This is a genomic window from Aeribacillus composti (assembly GCF_007827555.1).
GTDB lineage: Bacteria > Bacillota > Bacilli > Bacillales > Aeribacillaceae > Aeribacillus > Aeribacillus composti.
On record NZ_VISS01000005.1, the window covers coordinates 51,813 to 67,256 of the forward strand.

Annotated in this window: 14 protein-coding genes and 1 tRNA gene; 10 read left to right on the forward strand and 5 right to left on the reverse strand. The window is 39.0% G+C overall.

Annotated features, from left to right (window positions below):
• Nucleotides 1-199 precede the first annotated feature (199 nt).
• A tRNA-Gly gene (locus FB379_RS04005) sits at nucleotides 200-273 on the forward strand.
• Nucleotides 274-392: 119 nt separating this feature from the next.
• Here the strand turns inward: FB379_RS04005 and FB379_RS04010 are convergent.
• Nucleotides 393-1,058, reverse strand: coding sequence for a B3/B4 domain-containing protein (locus tag FB379_RS04010; protein ID WP_144597051.1), 666 nt, complete (start codon nucleotides 1,056-1,058; stop codon nucleotides 393-395).
• Nucleotides 1,059-1,140: 82 nt separating this feature from the next.
• Between FB379_RS04010 and queG the strand changes: the two genes are divergently transcribed.
• Genes queG through trmL form a run of 3 tightly spaced genes read left to right on the forward strand, consistent with a single transcriptional unit; the run spans nucleotide 1,141 to nucleotide 3,741 of the window.
• Entirely contained in the window at nucleotides 1,141-2,274 is a 1,134-nt protein-coding gene (gene queG, locus FB379_RS04015; RefSeq protein WP_063387242.1) for a tRNA epoxyqueuosine(34) reductase QueG, read from the forward strand.
• A gap of 40 nt (nucleotides 2,275-2,314) precedes the next feature.
• Nucleotides 2,315-3,235 (forward strand): amidase domain-containing protein, encoded by a 921-nt coding sequence (locus tag FB379_RS04020; RefSeq protein WP_186439328.1) that lies wholly within the window; start codon nucleotides 2,315-2,317, stop codon nucleotides 3,233-3,235.
• A 32-nt stretch (nucleotides 3,236-3,267) separates the two neighbouring features.
• On the forward strand, nucleotides 3,268-3,741 hold the full coding sequence (trmL, locus tag FB379_RS04025) for a tRNA (uridine(34)/cytosine(34)/5-carboxymethylaminomethyluridine(34)-2'-O)-methyltransferase TrmL (RefSeq protein WP_063387243.1): 474 nt from the start codon (nucleotides 3,268-3,270) through the stop codon (nucleotides 3,739-3,741).
• A 189-nt stretch (nucleotides 3,742-3,930) separates the two neighbouring features.
• Here trmL and FB379_RS04030 read toward each other — a convergent pair whose 3' ends face one another.
• Nucleotides 3,931-5,043 (reverse strand): glycerol dehydrogenase, encoded by a 1,113-nt coding sequence (locus FB379_RS04030; protein ID WP_144597056.1) that lies wholly within the window; start codon nucleotides 5,041-5,043, stop codon nucleotides 3,931-3,933.
• Nucleotides 5,044-5,492: 449 nt separating this feature from the next.
• Between FB379_RS04030 and FB379_RS04035 the strand changes: the two genes are divergently transcribed.
• Nucleotides 5,493-7,388 carry a PrkA family serine protein kinase gene (locus FB379_RS04035; protein ID WP_063387245.1) on the forward strand — a complete coding sequence of 632 codons (1,896 nt, stop codon included), beginning with the start codon at nucleotides 5,493-5,495 and terminating at the stop codon, nucleotides 7,386-7,388.
• 198 nt (nucleotides 7,389-7,586) lie between these two features.
• Nucleotides 7,587-8,753, forward strand: coding sequence for a sporulation protein YhbH (yhbH, locus tag FB379_RS04040; protein WP_144597058.1), 1,167 nt, complete (start codon nucleotides 7,587-7,589; stop codon nucleotides 8,751-8,753).
• A gap of 269 nt (nucleotides 8,754-9,022) precedes the next feature.
• Here yhbH and yidC read toward each other — a convergent pair whose 3' ends face one another.
• On the reverse strand, nucleotides 9,023-9,799 hold the full coding sequence (gene yidC / locus FB379_RS04045; protein WP_063387247.1) for a membrane protein insertase YidC: 777 nt from the start codon (nucleotides 9,797-9,799) through the stop codon (nucleotides 9,023-9,025).
• A 480-nt stretch (nucleotides 9,800-10,279) separates the two neighbouring features.
• Here yidC and FB379_RS04050 point away from each other — a divergent pair, with 480 nt between their 5' ends.
• Genes FB379_RS04050 through FB379_RS04060 form a run of 3 tightly spaced genes read left to right on the forward strand, consistent with a single transcriptional unit; the run spans nucleotide 10,280 to nucleotide 13,478 of the window.
• Nucleotides 10,280-10,840, forward strand: coding sequence for a biotin transporter BioY (locus tag FB379_RS04050; protein WP_094244590.1), 561 nt, complete (start codon nucleotides 10,280-10,282; stop codon nucleotides 10,838-10,840).
• An 11-nt stretch (nucleotides 10,841-10,851) separates the two neighbouring features.
• Nucleotides 10,852-12,333, forward strand: a complete 1,482-nt coding sequence (locus FB379_RS04055) for an AMP-binding protein (RefSeq protein WP_144597060.1) — start codon at nucleotides 10,852-10,854, stop codon at nucleotides 12,331-12,333.
• Entirely contained in the window at nucleotides 12,330-13,478 is a 1,149-nt protein-coding gene (locus FB379_RS04060; protein WP_144597062.1) for a thiolase family protein, read from the forward strand. Before FB379_RS04055 ends, FB379_RS04060 begins: the two co-directional genes overlap by 4 nt.
• 201 nt (nucleotides 13,479-13,679) lie before the next feature.
• Here the strand turns inward: FB379_RS04060 and FB379_RS04065 are convergent, their stop codons facing one another.
• Together FB379_RS04065 and FB379_RS04070 are read right to left on the reverse strand one after the other, a co-directional pair.
• A complete protein-coding gene (locus tag FB379_RS04065) occupies nucleotides 13,680-14,297 on the reverse strand; it encodes a DedA family protein (protein WP_066250903.1) in 618 nt (205 codons plus the stop codon).
• Nucleotides 14,298-14,396: 99 nt separating this feature from the next.
• A complete protein-coding gene (locus tag FB379_RS04070; protein WP_144597064.1) occupies nucleotides 14,397-14,636 on the reverse strand; it encodes a hypothetical protein in 240 nt (79 codons plus the stop codon).
• Nucleotides 14,637-14,832: 196 nt separating this feature from the next.
• Between FB379_RS04070 and FB379_RS04075 the strand changes: the two genes are divergently transcribed.
• Nucleotides 14,833-15,408, forward strand: coding sequence for an NAD(P)H-dependent oxidoreductase (locus FB379_RS04075; RefSeq protein ID WP_144597066.1), 576 nt, complete (start codon nucleotides 14,833-14,835; stop codon nucleotides 15,406-15,408).
• Nucleotides 15,409-15,444: the final 36 nt, after the last annotated feature.

Sequence of the window (15,444 nt, forward strand, 5' to 3'; positions counted from 1 at the left end):
CAAGTGCGTGTTTTTCGTCTTGATAGAAAAGAAATAATGTATGCGGGTGTAGTTTAGTGGTAAAACCTCAGCCACGAGCGATGCTTCAATGAATAAGCATCGAGTTGCCTCGACGCATCTACTTCTTCGAATAAGCTGGAAGAGGAAGAGGCATGACAAGTGCGTGTTTTTCATCTTAAATAGAAAAGAAATAATGTATGCGGGTGTAGTTTAGTGGTAAAACCTCAGCCTTCCAAGCTGATGTCGTGGGTTCGATTCCCATCACCCGCTCCATACATATCATTCATCAACGCAGTGTTTCGTTTTTATAAGCAAACGAAGCATTGCGTTTTTTCATTATAGAAATTTTGTATATGGCTGCCATGCCATTAAAAGAAAGAAAAGGGAGAGGCTTAAGCGAAAATTTGTTGGCGAGCATCTCCACCGTGAATTTGAACAAACATGTTTGCCATCGCTTCAAGTAATTTTTTTGCTTCTTCTGTCCGCATCGATGGCTTTAAATAAACGATATGTAAAGCGCTTGTTGTCGAAAGCTGTACTGCTGTTCGCTTGGAATCAACATAGGGGCTTCCGAAAGGTCCGTTTGCATCACAGGTTACTAGTTTATTTTCCAAATTTACTTGGCGGCCGTTGATGGCATCATATGAATCATCATTTTCACCGATTTTTAACGTAATAGATCCTTTTATTTTGTTTCGGTCGTAGATGCCTAACGGAATTTCATATTTCAAGGAGAAAAAATTATTTAAGTCAACGGCTGAATGGATAGACTGTAAGTATTGCTGTTTTTGAACGCGGCGAAAAAGAGCCTCATTGGATGGGCGGTATCGATTAGGATCAGTGCCAACACGCTTAAAGACTTCCCGCCATTCTCGAATGCCGTCTAATTCAGCTGCATTTTTATTTTCTAGATCGAAAAAAATAGATTCTTGAAAGAAACGAAGTCTCCCTTTTAACATTTGGGGGGATTCGGATACTTGAATATGATCATACTCAATTAAGCCTATTTTAAAGTGAGGAATTCGTTGTTTGACCTCTTCAGCAATAAAAAATTCCATTGATTTCCCTCCTATTTTCAGCCATTTTATCTTAACATAGTTTATATATTTTTTGAAATAAAAACAAAGGGGGTGGAGCGGTGTGGATTTCGCAGTTCTCAAACAAGAAATTATTGAATACAGCAAGCAAATTGGAATCGATAAAATCGGTTTTGCGAGTGCTGATGTTTTTGAAACATTGAAGGAGCGGTTAATTGTACAGCAGCAGTTAGGATATCAGTCAGGATTCGAGGAGCCTGATATCGAAAAGCGGACAAATCCTGAGCTGCTCCTTCCAAAAGCAAAATCGATTATCTCTATAGCGTTGGCATATCCTTCAAAAATGAAAAATGCTCCCAGAAGTACAAAAAAAGAGCGGCGCGGTTTATTTTGCAGGGCTTCATGGGGGACAGACTATCACGTGATTCTAAAAGATCGGTTGAAAAAGCTGGAAAGATTTATTTTAGAAAAAGTGGACGGAGCACAGGTTAAATCGATGGTCGATACGGGGGAGCTGTCGGATCGGGCCGTAGCAGAGCGAGCCGGTATCGGATGGAGCGGAAAAAACTGCATGATTATTACACCGGAATTCGGCTCTTATGTATATTTGGGCGAAATGATTACAAATATTCCTTTTCCTCCCGACAGCCCCATTGAAGACCGATGCGGATCCTGCAACATATGTGTCGATTCATGTCCGACTGGTGCGCTCGTACAAGGCGGGCAGCTCGATTCAAAGAAATGTATTGCTTTTTTAACGCAAACAAAAGGGTTTCTGCCTGATGAATATCGTGGGAAAATCGGAAACAGGCTTTACGGCTGTGACACTTGTCAGCTTGTTTGTCCGGAAAATAAAGGAAAGGATTTCCATATCCATTCTGAAATGGAACCGGATCCTGAAATTGCAAAGCCAAAATTAAAGCCGCTTCTTCATATTTCAAACCGCGAGTTTAAAGAAAAATTCGGCCATATAGCTGGTTCATGGAGAGGAAAAAAACCGATTCAGCGAAATGCGATCATCGCTTTAGCCCATTATAAAGATAGAACGGCTTTGCCTGACTTAATTAAACTGATGCACGAAGATTCAAGACCGATTATTCGGGGAACCGCCGCATGGGCGATTGGAAGGATAGGAGATCAATCAGTGCTTTTTGAATTGGAAAAAGCTCTGGAAAAAGAACAAGATGAAGAAGTAAAGAATGAAATTGTCAAAGGAATTGAAATGTTGAAAGCATGATTTTAATTGTCACCATCATACGTATATAGAAGAAACGAAAATGGTGGTGACAAATGTGGACGTACAGGCTGTTTATCGAAAAATAAATGAAAAGCTGCAATTTTTAGTGAACAAATCTGTCAATCACAATCGGCAGCAATCTTCAGAGCTTGAATGGTGTGAAAAGAAAAAAGAGCTGGCAGCAAAACGAAAAGCGGAAATAGTGAAAGCGACTTGTCTCATAAAATGGCCGAAACAGATCGAAGATGAGGCAACCGTTGTAGATTATTTATGTGATTACAGGCTTCTTTATAAGCAGGGTGATTTTTTATATATAGAAGAAATTGGGGAAGAGCGGGTAGCGAAGTTTTCCAATAAAGGTCATTTAATATCTGATGAAGTTAAACTAAAAGACTGTTTTCATAAAGATGAAGAGGATGATTGGTCAAACGAAGAGTGGCATGGAAAAGATGAACGGGTTTCTTTTCAATATGATCGGTTGAAAAGCGTCCAATATGCGGAACGGTGGTGGAACAGCAGAAATCCGAATTATCCTTATTTTGACGTAAATTGTACAAATTATGTTTCCCAATGTTTACGTGCCGGTGATGCGCCGATGAGAGGCTACCCGAACCGGTCATCAGGATGGTGGCTTGCGAATAATAATTGGAGCTACAGCTGGTCTGTAGCTCATGCGCTGATGCTGTATTTGTCCACATCAAAAACAGGACTTAGAGCGGAAGAAGTTTCGTCTCCTGAGCTGCTTAAGCCCGGGGATGTGATTTGTTATGATTTTCAAGGCGACGGCAGATTTGACCATTCAACATTTGTTGTTGCAAAAGATAAAAGCGATATGCCGCTTGTCAATGCCCAAACATCCAACAGCCGAATGAGATATTGGTCGTACGAAGACTCAACTGCCTATACAGAAAACATTCAATATAAATTTTTTCATATCATTGATGATAATGAGGATTCTTAAAAATGTTATAATAGTTTTCGAGGTGAATCATTGTGGCATTACACGTTGTTTTATTTCAACCAGAAATCCCTGCAAATACTGGAAACATTGCTAGAACTTGTGCAGCGACTAATACAGCCCTTCATTTAATTCGTCCTTTAGGTTTTTCAACGGATGATAAAATGCTTCGACGCGCAGGGCTTGATTATTGGGAATTTGTAAACATTCATTATTATGATTCTCTTGACCATTTTTTTCAGCAAAACCAGAACGGGGATTTCTACTATATAACTAAATTTGGAAAACGATATTATACGAGCTATGATTTTAGTGATCCTTCCAAAGAGATTTTCTTCATTTTTGGACGTGAAACAACAGGACTTCCAAAAGAATTGCTTGCAGAAAATGAAGATCGGTGTTTGCGCATTCCAATGACGGAAAACGTTCGGGCATTAAATTTGTCGAACACTGCCGCTATTTTAGTGTATGAGGCGCTAAGACAGCAAAGCTTTCATGGATTATCTTAAACACTTTTAGTTTTGGGCTTCTTTCGGATTGTAAATATACATTATTTTTGGCGGTTATTAAAGGAAGTATGAGAAGGAAGCGGACTACCATAAGGTTAAAAAAGCAAATACAAAGGCCAGAGCTGTCAAAGCGCCTGGCCTTTTTTGCAGTCATCAAGGTATCCCATGAAGAAATGCCAATTCAAAACGTTATTTGCGGTGTTTTTCTTTATATGCTTTCGCATATTGATCAGCAGCAAAAATCGCATCTGCTACATCATCAGCTGTCACATTGAATGCATTATGGATTGTTTCCCCTTCTGCGGTTGCTGCTTTAGCGACTTTTAGTATATCTTCGCGTGAAGCATCTTTTAATTTAATGTCCTCCAACGTGACTGGCAAATCAAGGCTCAAATAAAGCTCAATATAGCGTTCAATTTCTTGTTGTGAATGTTCTTCGAGAGCGAGCTGGACAAGAGTACCAAATGCCACTTTCTCTCCGTGTGTCAAATGATGTATTTCGCCTTCTAACGCGGTAAATCCGTTATGAATAGCATGAGCCGCTGCCAAACCGCCGCTTTCAAAACCTAGTCCGCTAAGGAGCGTGTTTGCTTCGACGACCGCTTCTAACGCAGGGGTGACGACTTTTGCTTTTACTGATTCATAGGCAAGCTTCCCGTACTTGAATAAAGTTTGTTCACATTTTTCTGCAATTGCTTCAGCTGCAATTGTAGGGATACCGCCCGCCATCGTTTTTCCTCCGGATTTTATAACACTGCGTGCTTCCACCCAAGTTGCAAGTGCATCAGCGATTCCAGAGGCAAGTAAACGTGGCGGAGCATTGGCGATAATTTTCGTATCGACAAGTACAAGATCTGGATTCTTTTTATAAAAACGGTAGCTTTCAAATACGCCGTCATCAGAATATATAACAGAAAGAGCACTAGTTGGCGCATCAGTTGAAGCAGCTGTCGGCACAATCACTATATAAGCATCTAATTCATCCGCTACCGCTTTTGCGGTATCTAACGTTTTTCCTCCACCAACGCCGATTACAATAGCAGCTTCTGCTTTTCTTGCAATATTCGCGATTCTTTCTACCTCGTTTCTTGAAGCTTCTCCGCTAAAAACTACTTCTTCGGCTGCAATATTTCCTTTTTTTAATTCGTTTACTATTGTATGCCCAGCTATTTTCCAAACTATTTCATCAGCTATCACGACTGTCTTGTTTCCAATTCCTTCAAGATAATTCGCGATTTTTGTAATGACATTTTTACCTTGAACATATTTTGCAGGGCTGATAAATACTCTTTCTGCCGCCATTATTAGCACCCCTTTTATGTTTTGGAGTTATTTTCATGGAACTAAAACAAGCCGAAATTCCCTACCTGCTTTACCGCTTCACAAAATTACCGGGAGGACTACTTGTGAACAAATCATCAATATGCACAAAATTATTTTTTGTTGACACCAGGTTTATCGTTGTATCCTGCCGTGAAAATAGCAACTAAAAATGCGATGCAGACACCTAAAACTAAAGCAGTTTTCATGAAAAAGATCCCTCCTTCATATGTACAACGTAATCAAAAATTACTAGTTTTATTATACATTAACATTCCCAACGAGTGAAAGAATTTCCCTAAGGTTTGTCATTTTGTCAAAATTTTTTAACTCATTTTCAAACATTAAGCTAATCAAAAAGCATCTTTAAGGACATCCTCGCATAAATTGTATTAATCTGGTGCTCAAACCAACGATGGAGGAGGTCCCTGATGGATATTTTGAAAAAAATCGAAAAGCATAGAGAAATGGAAGAGCGCTTAAAATGGGAAGGCACCTTCGCTGAATATTTGGAAATATTAAAAGAAAAACCATGGATAGCCCAATCCGCCCACTCTCGCGTTTATAATATGATAAAAGATGCAGGGATTGAGGAGATTAATGGCCGAAAACGATATAAATTTTTCAACCAGGAAATTTTTGGACTGGACGAAGCATTGGAACGGCTTGTGGAAGAATATTTTCATCCCGCTGCTAAGCGGCTGGATGTAAGAAAAAGAATTCTGTTGTTAATGGGTCCTGTCAGCGGCGGAAAATCTACACTTGTCACTTTGTTAAAAAGGGGATTAGAAGAATATTCGAAAACCGATAGAGGTGCAGTTTATGCAATTAAAGGCTGCCCGATGCATGAAGATCCTTTGCACTTAATTCCGCACCATCTTCGCGACGACTTTTATAAAGAATACGGCATTCGAATTGAAGGCAATTTATCTCCGCTTAATATGATGCGCCTTGAAGAAGAATACGGCGGGAGAATTGAGGATGTTTTAGTTGAGCGAATTTTTTTCTCAGAAGACAAACGGGTAGGAATCGGCACATTCAGTCCGTCTGATCCAAAATCGCAGGATATTGCCGATTTAACGGGAAGTATAGATTTTTCTACAATTGCTGAATACGGCTCAGAATCCGATCCGAGAGCTTATCGATTTGATGGAGAGCTTAACAAGGCAAACAGAGGAATGATGGAATTTCAAGAGATGTTGAAATGTGATGAAAAATTTTTATGGCATCTGCTATCTCTAACTCAGGAAGGAAATTTTAAAGCGGGCCGATTTGCGCTCATTTCAGCTGATGAGCTCATAGTCGCTCACACGAATGAAACAGAATATCGTTCATTTATTTCAAACAAAAAAAATGAGGCTCTCCATTCGCGAATTATCGTCATGCCGATCCCGTATAATTTAAAGGTCTCCGATGAAGAAAGAATTTACGAAAAAATGATTAAAGAAAGCGATGTATCCGATGTTCATATCGCTCCTCATACATTGAGAGTAGCGGCAATGTTTACTATTTTAACCCGTTTAAAGGAGCCGAAGAGATCGGATATCGATCTTGTGAAAAAGATGCGGCTTTACGACGGAGAATTGGTTGAAGGGTTTAATGCTGTAGATGTGGAAGAGCTAAAAAAAGAATATCCGGAAGAAGGAATGAGCGGCATCGATCCTCGTTACGTCATCAATCGGATTTCTTCTACCATTATTCGGAAAGAAGTGCCTTCTATCAATGCGTTAGATGTACTTCGTTCGTTAAAAGAAGGTTTATATCAGCATCCTTCGATTTCAGAAGAAGACCGTGAGCGTTATTTGAATTTCATTTCCATCGCGCGGAAAGAATACGATGAAATTGCGAAAAAAGAGGTTCAAAAGGCGTTTGTCTATTCATATGAAGAATCAGCAAAAACTTTAATGGACAACTATTTAGATAATGTTGAAGCGTATTGCAATAAAAGCAAAATCCGCGATCCGCTGACAGGCGAGGAAATGAATCCGGATGAAAAATTGATGCGTTCGATTGAGGAGCAAATCGGCATCTCAGAAAATGCAAAAAAGGCTTTCCGAGAAGAAATTTTGATTCGCATTTCAGCATATGCAAGAAAAGGGAAACGTTTTGACTACAATTCCCATGAGCGGTTGCGCGAAGCTATTCAAAAAAAATTGTTTGCAGATTTGAAGGACGTTGTGAAAATTACAACGTCAACTAAAACGCCTGACGAACAGCAATTAAAGAAAATTAACGAGGTTGTAGCGAGACTCATTGATGAATATGGATACAATTCAACATCTGCCAATGAACTTCTTCGCTATGTAGGCAGTTTACTAAATCGTTGACAATTGAAGCTGGTTTCGTTCATGATTCGCCCAATGGGCGCTATTTTTTTCAAAATTTCTAATCAAAAAAGGTGTGCAACAGCATGTCAATTTTGGAAGATTCGAGCATATGATAGAATAATCTTTTATTTGTCCAAACGAACTCATTCGTTTGAATATAATAAAAGAATTGCCAAGTTTTTTAAGGGAGGGAAAAAAATGACATCCAAAGGGAACCATCACTTTGTTGTTTCTAGAGAGGATTGGTCCCTCCATCGTAAAGGCCATGATGACCAAGTTCGCCATCAAGAAAAAGTGCAAGAAGCGATTCGCAATAATCTCCCTGATCTTATTTCAGAAGAAAGCATCATCATGTCAAACGGAAAAAATGTAGTAAAAATTCCGATACGGTCGCTTGATGAATATAAAATTCGATATAACTATGACAAAAACAAACATGTCGGCCAAGGAAAGGGAGACAGTAAAATTGGCGATGTCGTTGCGAGGGATGGCACAAATGATGCACAAGCAGCTGGGAAAGGCGAAGGCGCTGGAGATTTGCCTGGAGAGGACTATTATGAAGCTGAAGTGTCGATTATGGACTTGGAAAAAGCGTTCTTTCAGGAACTTGAACTTCCAGATTTACAGCAAAAAGAAATGGATGAGAATATTGCTGAAAAAATAGAATTTAACGATGTTCGCCGTACAGGCCTTATGGGAAACATTGATAAAAAACGGACAATGCTTTCGGCATTTAAACGAAATGCGATGGCAGGAAAACGAAGTTTTTATCCGATATATCCGGAAGATTTGAAATTTAAGACTTGGAACGAAGTGGAAAAACCAGAGTCAAAAGCTGTTGTGCTTGCAATGATGGATACGAGCGGTTCTATGGGAATATGGGAAAAATACATGGCAAGAAGTTTCTTCTTTTGGATGATTAGATTTTTAAGATCGAAATACGAAACGGTAGATATTGAATTTATTGCCCATCATACGGAGGCAAAGGTTGTCACTGAGGATGAATTTTTTTCAAAAGGTGAAAGCGGAGGCACCATTTGTTCTTCTGCCTATCGAAAAGCATTAGCACTTATTGAAGAAAAATACTCGCCTTCCCGGTACAATATTTATCCGTTCCATTTTTCCGATGGAGATAATTTAACTTCAGATAACAGCCGATGCGTGAAGCTTGTCGAAGAACTAATGAAAATTTGCAACATCTTTTGTTACGGCGAGGTCAACCAGTACAACAGATACTCCACCTTAATGTCAGCTTATAAAAACATCAACAATCCAAAATTCCGCTATTTTGTGTTAAAGCAAAAAGCAGATGTGTTTCATGCGATGAAAACTTTTTTTAAAAAACAAGAAAGTAAAACCGGCTAAGTGTGAAAAGGGAACCTGACATAGGTTCCTTCTTTTGTTTTGCAGTTTCTAGTAACAGCTGTTCAAAAAGATTTTTTGAAGGAAAATTTCAGCAGATTCATTTGCATGTTGGAGAGAAGATAAGCACGAAGATTTTCACAGTCCCCTTCAACCAAAAAAATTTCCTCCTGCGCTAGACAGGTGATTTTACTGTCTAACGCAAGAGGAAAGATCAATTCGCTAGTTTATTCATATTGTTCGCAAAAGGTATTTTTGTACGGCTACTGATTCTACTGTTCAGAGTTCTTGCCTTTTTCTTTTTCTATTGGTTTATAGTAGAGCTTTTGCGCAAGTAATGTTTGCAGAATAAGGAATGATCCGCTTACTGTCCAGTAAAGAGGCAAGGCAGCTGGTGAAGCAAAAGAAGCTGTTCCTATCATTAGCGGCGACAGCATTCCCATCATTTTCATCGGTCCTTGCAATTGATCTTCAGGTACCGTTCTAATGGAAACTTTAAATTGCACATAATAAATAGCTGCAGCACAAAGCGTCAAAATAAGGTCAGGTGTTCCGAGATTAAACCATAAAAATGAATGTGTTGCAATTTCTTTCGAACCGCGAATGGCATAATACAGCCCCATGATGATCGGCATTTGAATAATAATGGGAAGGCAGCCCATTTTCAATGGATTGATGTCGTGCTTTCGATAGAAATCCATCATTTCCTTTTGAATTTTTTGTTGTTCTGCTTGATCCTTCGCCTTTTTAAACCTTTCTTGCAGCTCCTTCATCTCCGGCATGACTTTCTCCATTTTCAATTTCATATTTTGCTGGTCTTTATATTGGCGAAGCATTAACGGCATAAGAATCAACCGAATCAAGACCGTAATTAAAATAATCGCGATTCCATAGCTGCCGTGAAACCAGTCCGCAAAAGTTTTAATAATAATTGAAAAAGGTTCAACGAATGTTTGATGGAAAAAGCCTGATTGATTTGAGCTGCCAGCGCTGCATCCAGTTAGTGCAACAAAAGTGATCATGACTACGATATACAAAATATTTCGCATCTTTTTCCTCCTTATAAATAAACAAAATGTGTCTCCAACAGGGAAGGAAAAAGATGATCCTCCATATCGTCCGGTCCCTCTTTCCGCTTTCTTTTCTTTATAAGAAATGAAAGAAAAAGGAAAGTGAAATACGGGATCTCTCTTGAAATGCTGTCAAAAAAGCTGTTTTTGAACTGTTCAAATTTCGCTTTGGCAGAAATTTGATAACCAGTACGGACATAACGATGAAAAAAGTTTAGCCCGATCTGTATGCAGATCTGCAGTGAAAGGGCGATGATTAATGTATCAAAAGTCAGCTCTAGTTCGGGCACAAGAGTCACCTCAATAGCAATTATAAAGATATTGTATCGTGAACAAGCCTAATTGTCATTTCTTTATGAAAAAACATTTTAATGTAAACTTAAATAAATTTTAGGTTTACAAAAATCGTTATTTCAACTATTATGTGATTATAAAATTTTTTCGAAAGGAGTTATTTATATGAAGTTATATGATATGGTATTAGTATCAATGTTCGCGGCTGTTGTTGCTGTGCTCGGCCTCATACCGCCGATTGCGCTTCCGTTCACGCCAGTGCCAATCACCGCTCAAACATTGGGTGTGATGCTGGCAGGGGCAATATTAGGATCCAAACGAGGATTTATCAGTTTATTGTTGTTTGTATTACTTGTAGGAGCCGGAGCACCGATTCTTGCTGGCGGAAGAGGCGGGCTGGCAGTATTATTTGGTCCGAGCGGTGGATATATTTTATCTTGGCCTTTTGCATCCTTTATAATCGGTTTTTTAGTTGAAAAGAATTTTGAAAAATTAGCATTTTGGAAAGTGTTAGTATTTAATATAATTGGAGGCATTTTATTTGTTTATTTATGCGGCATTTCCTATTTGTCTTGGATTGCCAATATGAATTGGATAAGTGCGAGCATATCGGCGTTGGCTTATATTCCAGGAGATTTAACAAAAGCGGTGATTTCAGCATTTTTGGCAGTAAGAATTCAAAAATCGTATCCATTGATTAAAGCTCGTAATAAACAGGCTGCTTAAGGGGTGAGCTGATGGGGATCGGGAGAAACATTAGTCAATTTGCATACGAACATCCTCAAAAACCGGCAATTAAACAAATAAATGGAGAGACAGTTACATATTATGAACTGTACGAAAATATAAAAAAAATACAAACAGCTTTCGTTCGAATGACAAACAAAAAAAATATAAAAGTTGGCATATTAATGGGAAACACTTCAGAATTTTTAGAAGTGTTTTTTGCCGTTATTACACTTGGCGGGATTGCTGTTCCTTTTGATCCAAAATGGAGAAAGCGCGATATCCGGCATGTATTGGAAAGCGGCCAGCTGGATGTATGCATTGGAAGCCGCGATTTTTTGGAGCGGACCGGAATAAAGCAGGAGAACGTCATGTTAATTGACGAAATAAAAAAAGATGTCCAAACGGATCATCACGAGAAGTGGGAAGAGTTTGATGAAGAATTGTTTTATCTCGGCTTTACTTCAGGTTCAACTGGAAAACCGAAAGGATATATGAGAAATCATAAATCCTGGCTGGAAAGCTTTAATGTCGGAGAACAAATTTTTGGATATGGAAAAAATGATGTCATCCTTGCTCCCGGTCCTTTATGTCATTCGTTGTCCCTGTTTGCGGCTGTTCACGCCTTACATATCGGGGCGACTTTTTATTTGCTCCCGGCTTTTTCTCAAAAGGAAACATTTAATATTTTGTTAAAGAGAGAGGCAACTGTATTTTATGGTGTTCCAACGATGATTCAAGCTTTGCTTCAAATGAAGAAAAATGAAGAGAAATGCATAATGAACAATGTAACAATCATTTCGTCTGGTGCAAAGCTTTCTTATGAAGCTAGAAAGCAGTTAAAAGAAATGTTTCCGAACGGACAGTTGTTTGAGTTTTATGGCGCATCAGAATTAAGCTTTGTCAGTTATGTCGATGATGAAATTTTTAAAAAAGCGCCAAAAAGTGTCGGCATTCCTTTTCCAGGTGTGGAAGTAGCAATCAGAAAAAAAGATGGATCGGAAGCATCCTTTAATGAAGTTGGGGAAGTAGTCGTACGTAGCAATTTATTATTTTCAGGGTATTTCAACAACCCGATTGAAACAAAAAATGTATTGAAGGATGACGGCGCATCAATTGGTGATTTAGGGTACTTAGACGAGAACGGTTTTCTAACGATCGTTGGGCGCGAGAAAAATATGTTCATCAGCGGCGGTTTAAATATTTATCCGGAAGAAATTGAAAAAGTTTTGAAGGAACGGGATGAGGTTGAGGAAGCGGTTGTTATTGGAGTAGAGGACGATTATTGGGGGCAAAAGCCGGTTGCATTTATTAAATGGAAAGAGAAAGCTCAGCATAGAAGCTTCAATGCATTAAAGCGCTATTGCCGATCTGAGCTCCCGTTATATAAATGCCCGCGAACGTTTTATGAAGTGGACGAGTTCCCTTATACATCCAGCGGAAAGATTGCGCGAAAAGAACTTGAATTCATTGTGAAAGGGGAAGAAAAATGACGATCCCTGTCATTGTTATGGCAAAAAGAACGCCTATTGGAAAAATGGGGGGAATGTTTAAAAACGTCCGCCCTGAACAACTGGCTGCTGCAGTCATCAAAGCGGTTGTAGACGAGAGCGGAATTGATCCGCAGGAAATTGATGAAGTTATTTTAGGAAATGCGGTCGGTCCAGGAGGAAATATCGCTAGACTCTCACTCCTTTTAGCGGGGCTTCCCGATCAAGTTCCGGGTATTACTGTTGATCGCCAATGCGGATCAGGATTGGAAGCGGTGAATCTCGCTTGCCGGCTTGTCCAATCAGGAGCCGGCGACATTTATATTGCCGGAGGAGTCGAAAGTACAAGCCTTGCCCCTTGGAAAATTGAAAAACCTTTATCTTTATATGAAATGAAGCCACCTAAGATCTATACGAGAGCACGGTTTTCGCCGGAGTCGTTCGGTGATCCTGAAATGGGGGAAGCGGCGGAAAATGTTGCGGAAGCGTTTCAAATTTCAAGGGAAGAGCAGGACTTGTTTGCATACAGCAGCCATCAAAAAGCGGTTCAAGCGATGGAGAATGACAGATTCAGCAGTGAAATTGTCCCTGTAAATGGCATGGATCGTGATGAATGTCCAAGGAAAAGGTTGAGCTTGGAAAGGCTTCGTGCCATGAAGCCGATATTTAAAGAAAATGGCACAGTGACTGTTGGAAATTCTTGTCCATTGAATGACGGGGCTTGTGCCGTCCTTGTCATGTCTGAAAAAAAATGCCGAGAGCTTGGGCTTCTGCCCGTTCTGAAATTTGTCGATTGTACAAGTGCAGGTGTCGATCCGAACCTTTTAGGCATTGGTCCTGTTCCAGCAGTGCAACAGCTGCTGAAACGAACCGGCTTCCAAATGGAGGATATCGATTTAATCGAATTTAATGAAGCTTTTGCCTCTCAAGTATTGGCTTCTGTTAAGCAATTAAACATCCCATTGGAAAAGCTGAATGTGGGAGGAGGGGCTATTGCCATCGGACATCCTTATGGTGCTTCAGGCGCTATTCTTGTTGCAAGGCTTTGCACAGAAATGAAAAGATTGAGAGGCAAACGGGCAATCGCAACATTAGGAATCGCAGGTGGTCTGGGCCTCGCTACATTGTTTGAATTGTATGACGCATAAAACAAATCATTGGAAAGCGCGTTTTCGAAGCAGCTTTCCAATATCCTTTCATTCGGCCAGACAAGTGGAAATAATCGCTTATCAGCGATGAATGGAATAGCTAAGCCTCAATCATCATTGCGAGCGGTATTTGTTTGATTGAGGCGAGCCAAAAGTATAAAAAACGCGCATATATTATTTTTCAGCGCTTCAGGCAAAGCGTTATGATTTGGAGCGTCGGAATCGAAAAAAATACCAAATGATGATTGCAGCAAATACAAGAACGGCGATCACAGCATAAATGATTTTCGAATAAATATCTATGTATTCGGTAATGAGAGGCCAAGCTTCTCCTAATCCCGCGCCAACCGATACGAGAAATATATTCCATACGAGAGAACCGATCGTAGTGAAAATCAAAAATAAAACGAAATTCATGTTGGACATTCCAGCAGGAATGGAAATTAAGCTTCGCAATAACGGAATAACTCGGCAAAATAACACAGTCCATATGCCGTAACGATCAAACCAATTGTCTGCTTTATGTATATCCTCTTTTGAAATTTTCAATATGTATCCCCAACGGTCAACAATTTTTTCCAACCTCTCAACATCCAGCAACAGACCGACGCCGTATAAAATGATTGCACCGACAACGGAGCCGCAAGTTGCCGCCAAAATAACTCCTGGAACTGTCAGGTTCGAATAAGTGGTCATAAAACCGCCAAAAGGAAGGACAATTTCGGACGGAATCGGTGGAAAAATGTTTTCTAGCGCAATAATTAAAAAAATCCCGAGGTAGCCATATTGTTCCATAAAATCTGTAATCCAGTTTTCCATTCAAGTTCCTCCTATAAAGAACAAATTCTCTATATATTATACTAAAGAAATTGTCCTAAATGATCAAAAATAAAAATCCAGCCAATTGACTGGATGTCCCTAAAGAAGTATATAAAGCTGATAAAGTACAAGTAGAACGGTGGACACAATGAAAATGTTTTTGGCTACTATTTGTTTTTTCTGTTTGTCAATGATTTTCAATTCTTTTTTATTTACTTTCGAGTGATTGGCTGTAATCCATTGTTTTACTTCCCTTTTGTTTTGACAGGTCGCTAAATACGTTTCTCCATTTTTTCCAGTTGCATGAATAATAAAACGGCAAGTTTTTTTTGTACTCAAATAGTATTCCCAACCTTTTAAAAAAGATTTAGATTACTGTTATTTTACCAAGTTCCAACTAACTTTCAACCTTATTTTAAGATTATTTTCCTTTTCAAAAATTATGAAAAATGAAAGGGGATTCATTATGTGCTGTCGTGCATGAAGATCAACAAGAACTTTCATACTAAAAGTAACATCGTCTGGAGGTAGTTTTATGAATACACTGATTATTTACGCCCATCCTAATCCCAACAGTTTTAATTATGCGATCTTGCAGACTACTGTACAAAAACTTCAGCAGAAACAGCATGAAATTAGAATTCGGGATTTGTATGAAATGAATTTTAATCCTGTCTTAAAAGAAGATTACTTTACAAAACAAAATCCAGCCGTATCCAAAGCGATACAAGAGGAACAAATGCATTTTTCGTGGGCAAAACAATTAATTTTTATTTATCCGACATGGTGGAACGGCATGCCCGCTATTTTAAAAGGATATATCGAAAAAATATTCACGAATGGCTTCGCTTTTACGTTTACGGATGAAGGGGCAAAAGGGCTTTTGCAAAATAAAAGAGCGATTATTTTTCAAACAACATCTCATCCGGAAAATTATTTAAAGCCATATCAGTTAATTGCATCAATGGAGACAATCGTTGATGTCGGTATTTTAAATTTTTGCGGGATTGAAACAATCACTCATAAGTTTTTTTATTCAGTTCCTTATGTCGATGAAAATACAAAAAAGGCGATGCTAAAGGAAGTAGAAGATATAGTTGAAATGATTTAATCTTTTCGAAATATTCACTTTTTGATAAGGATCATG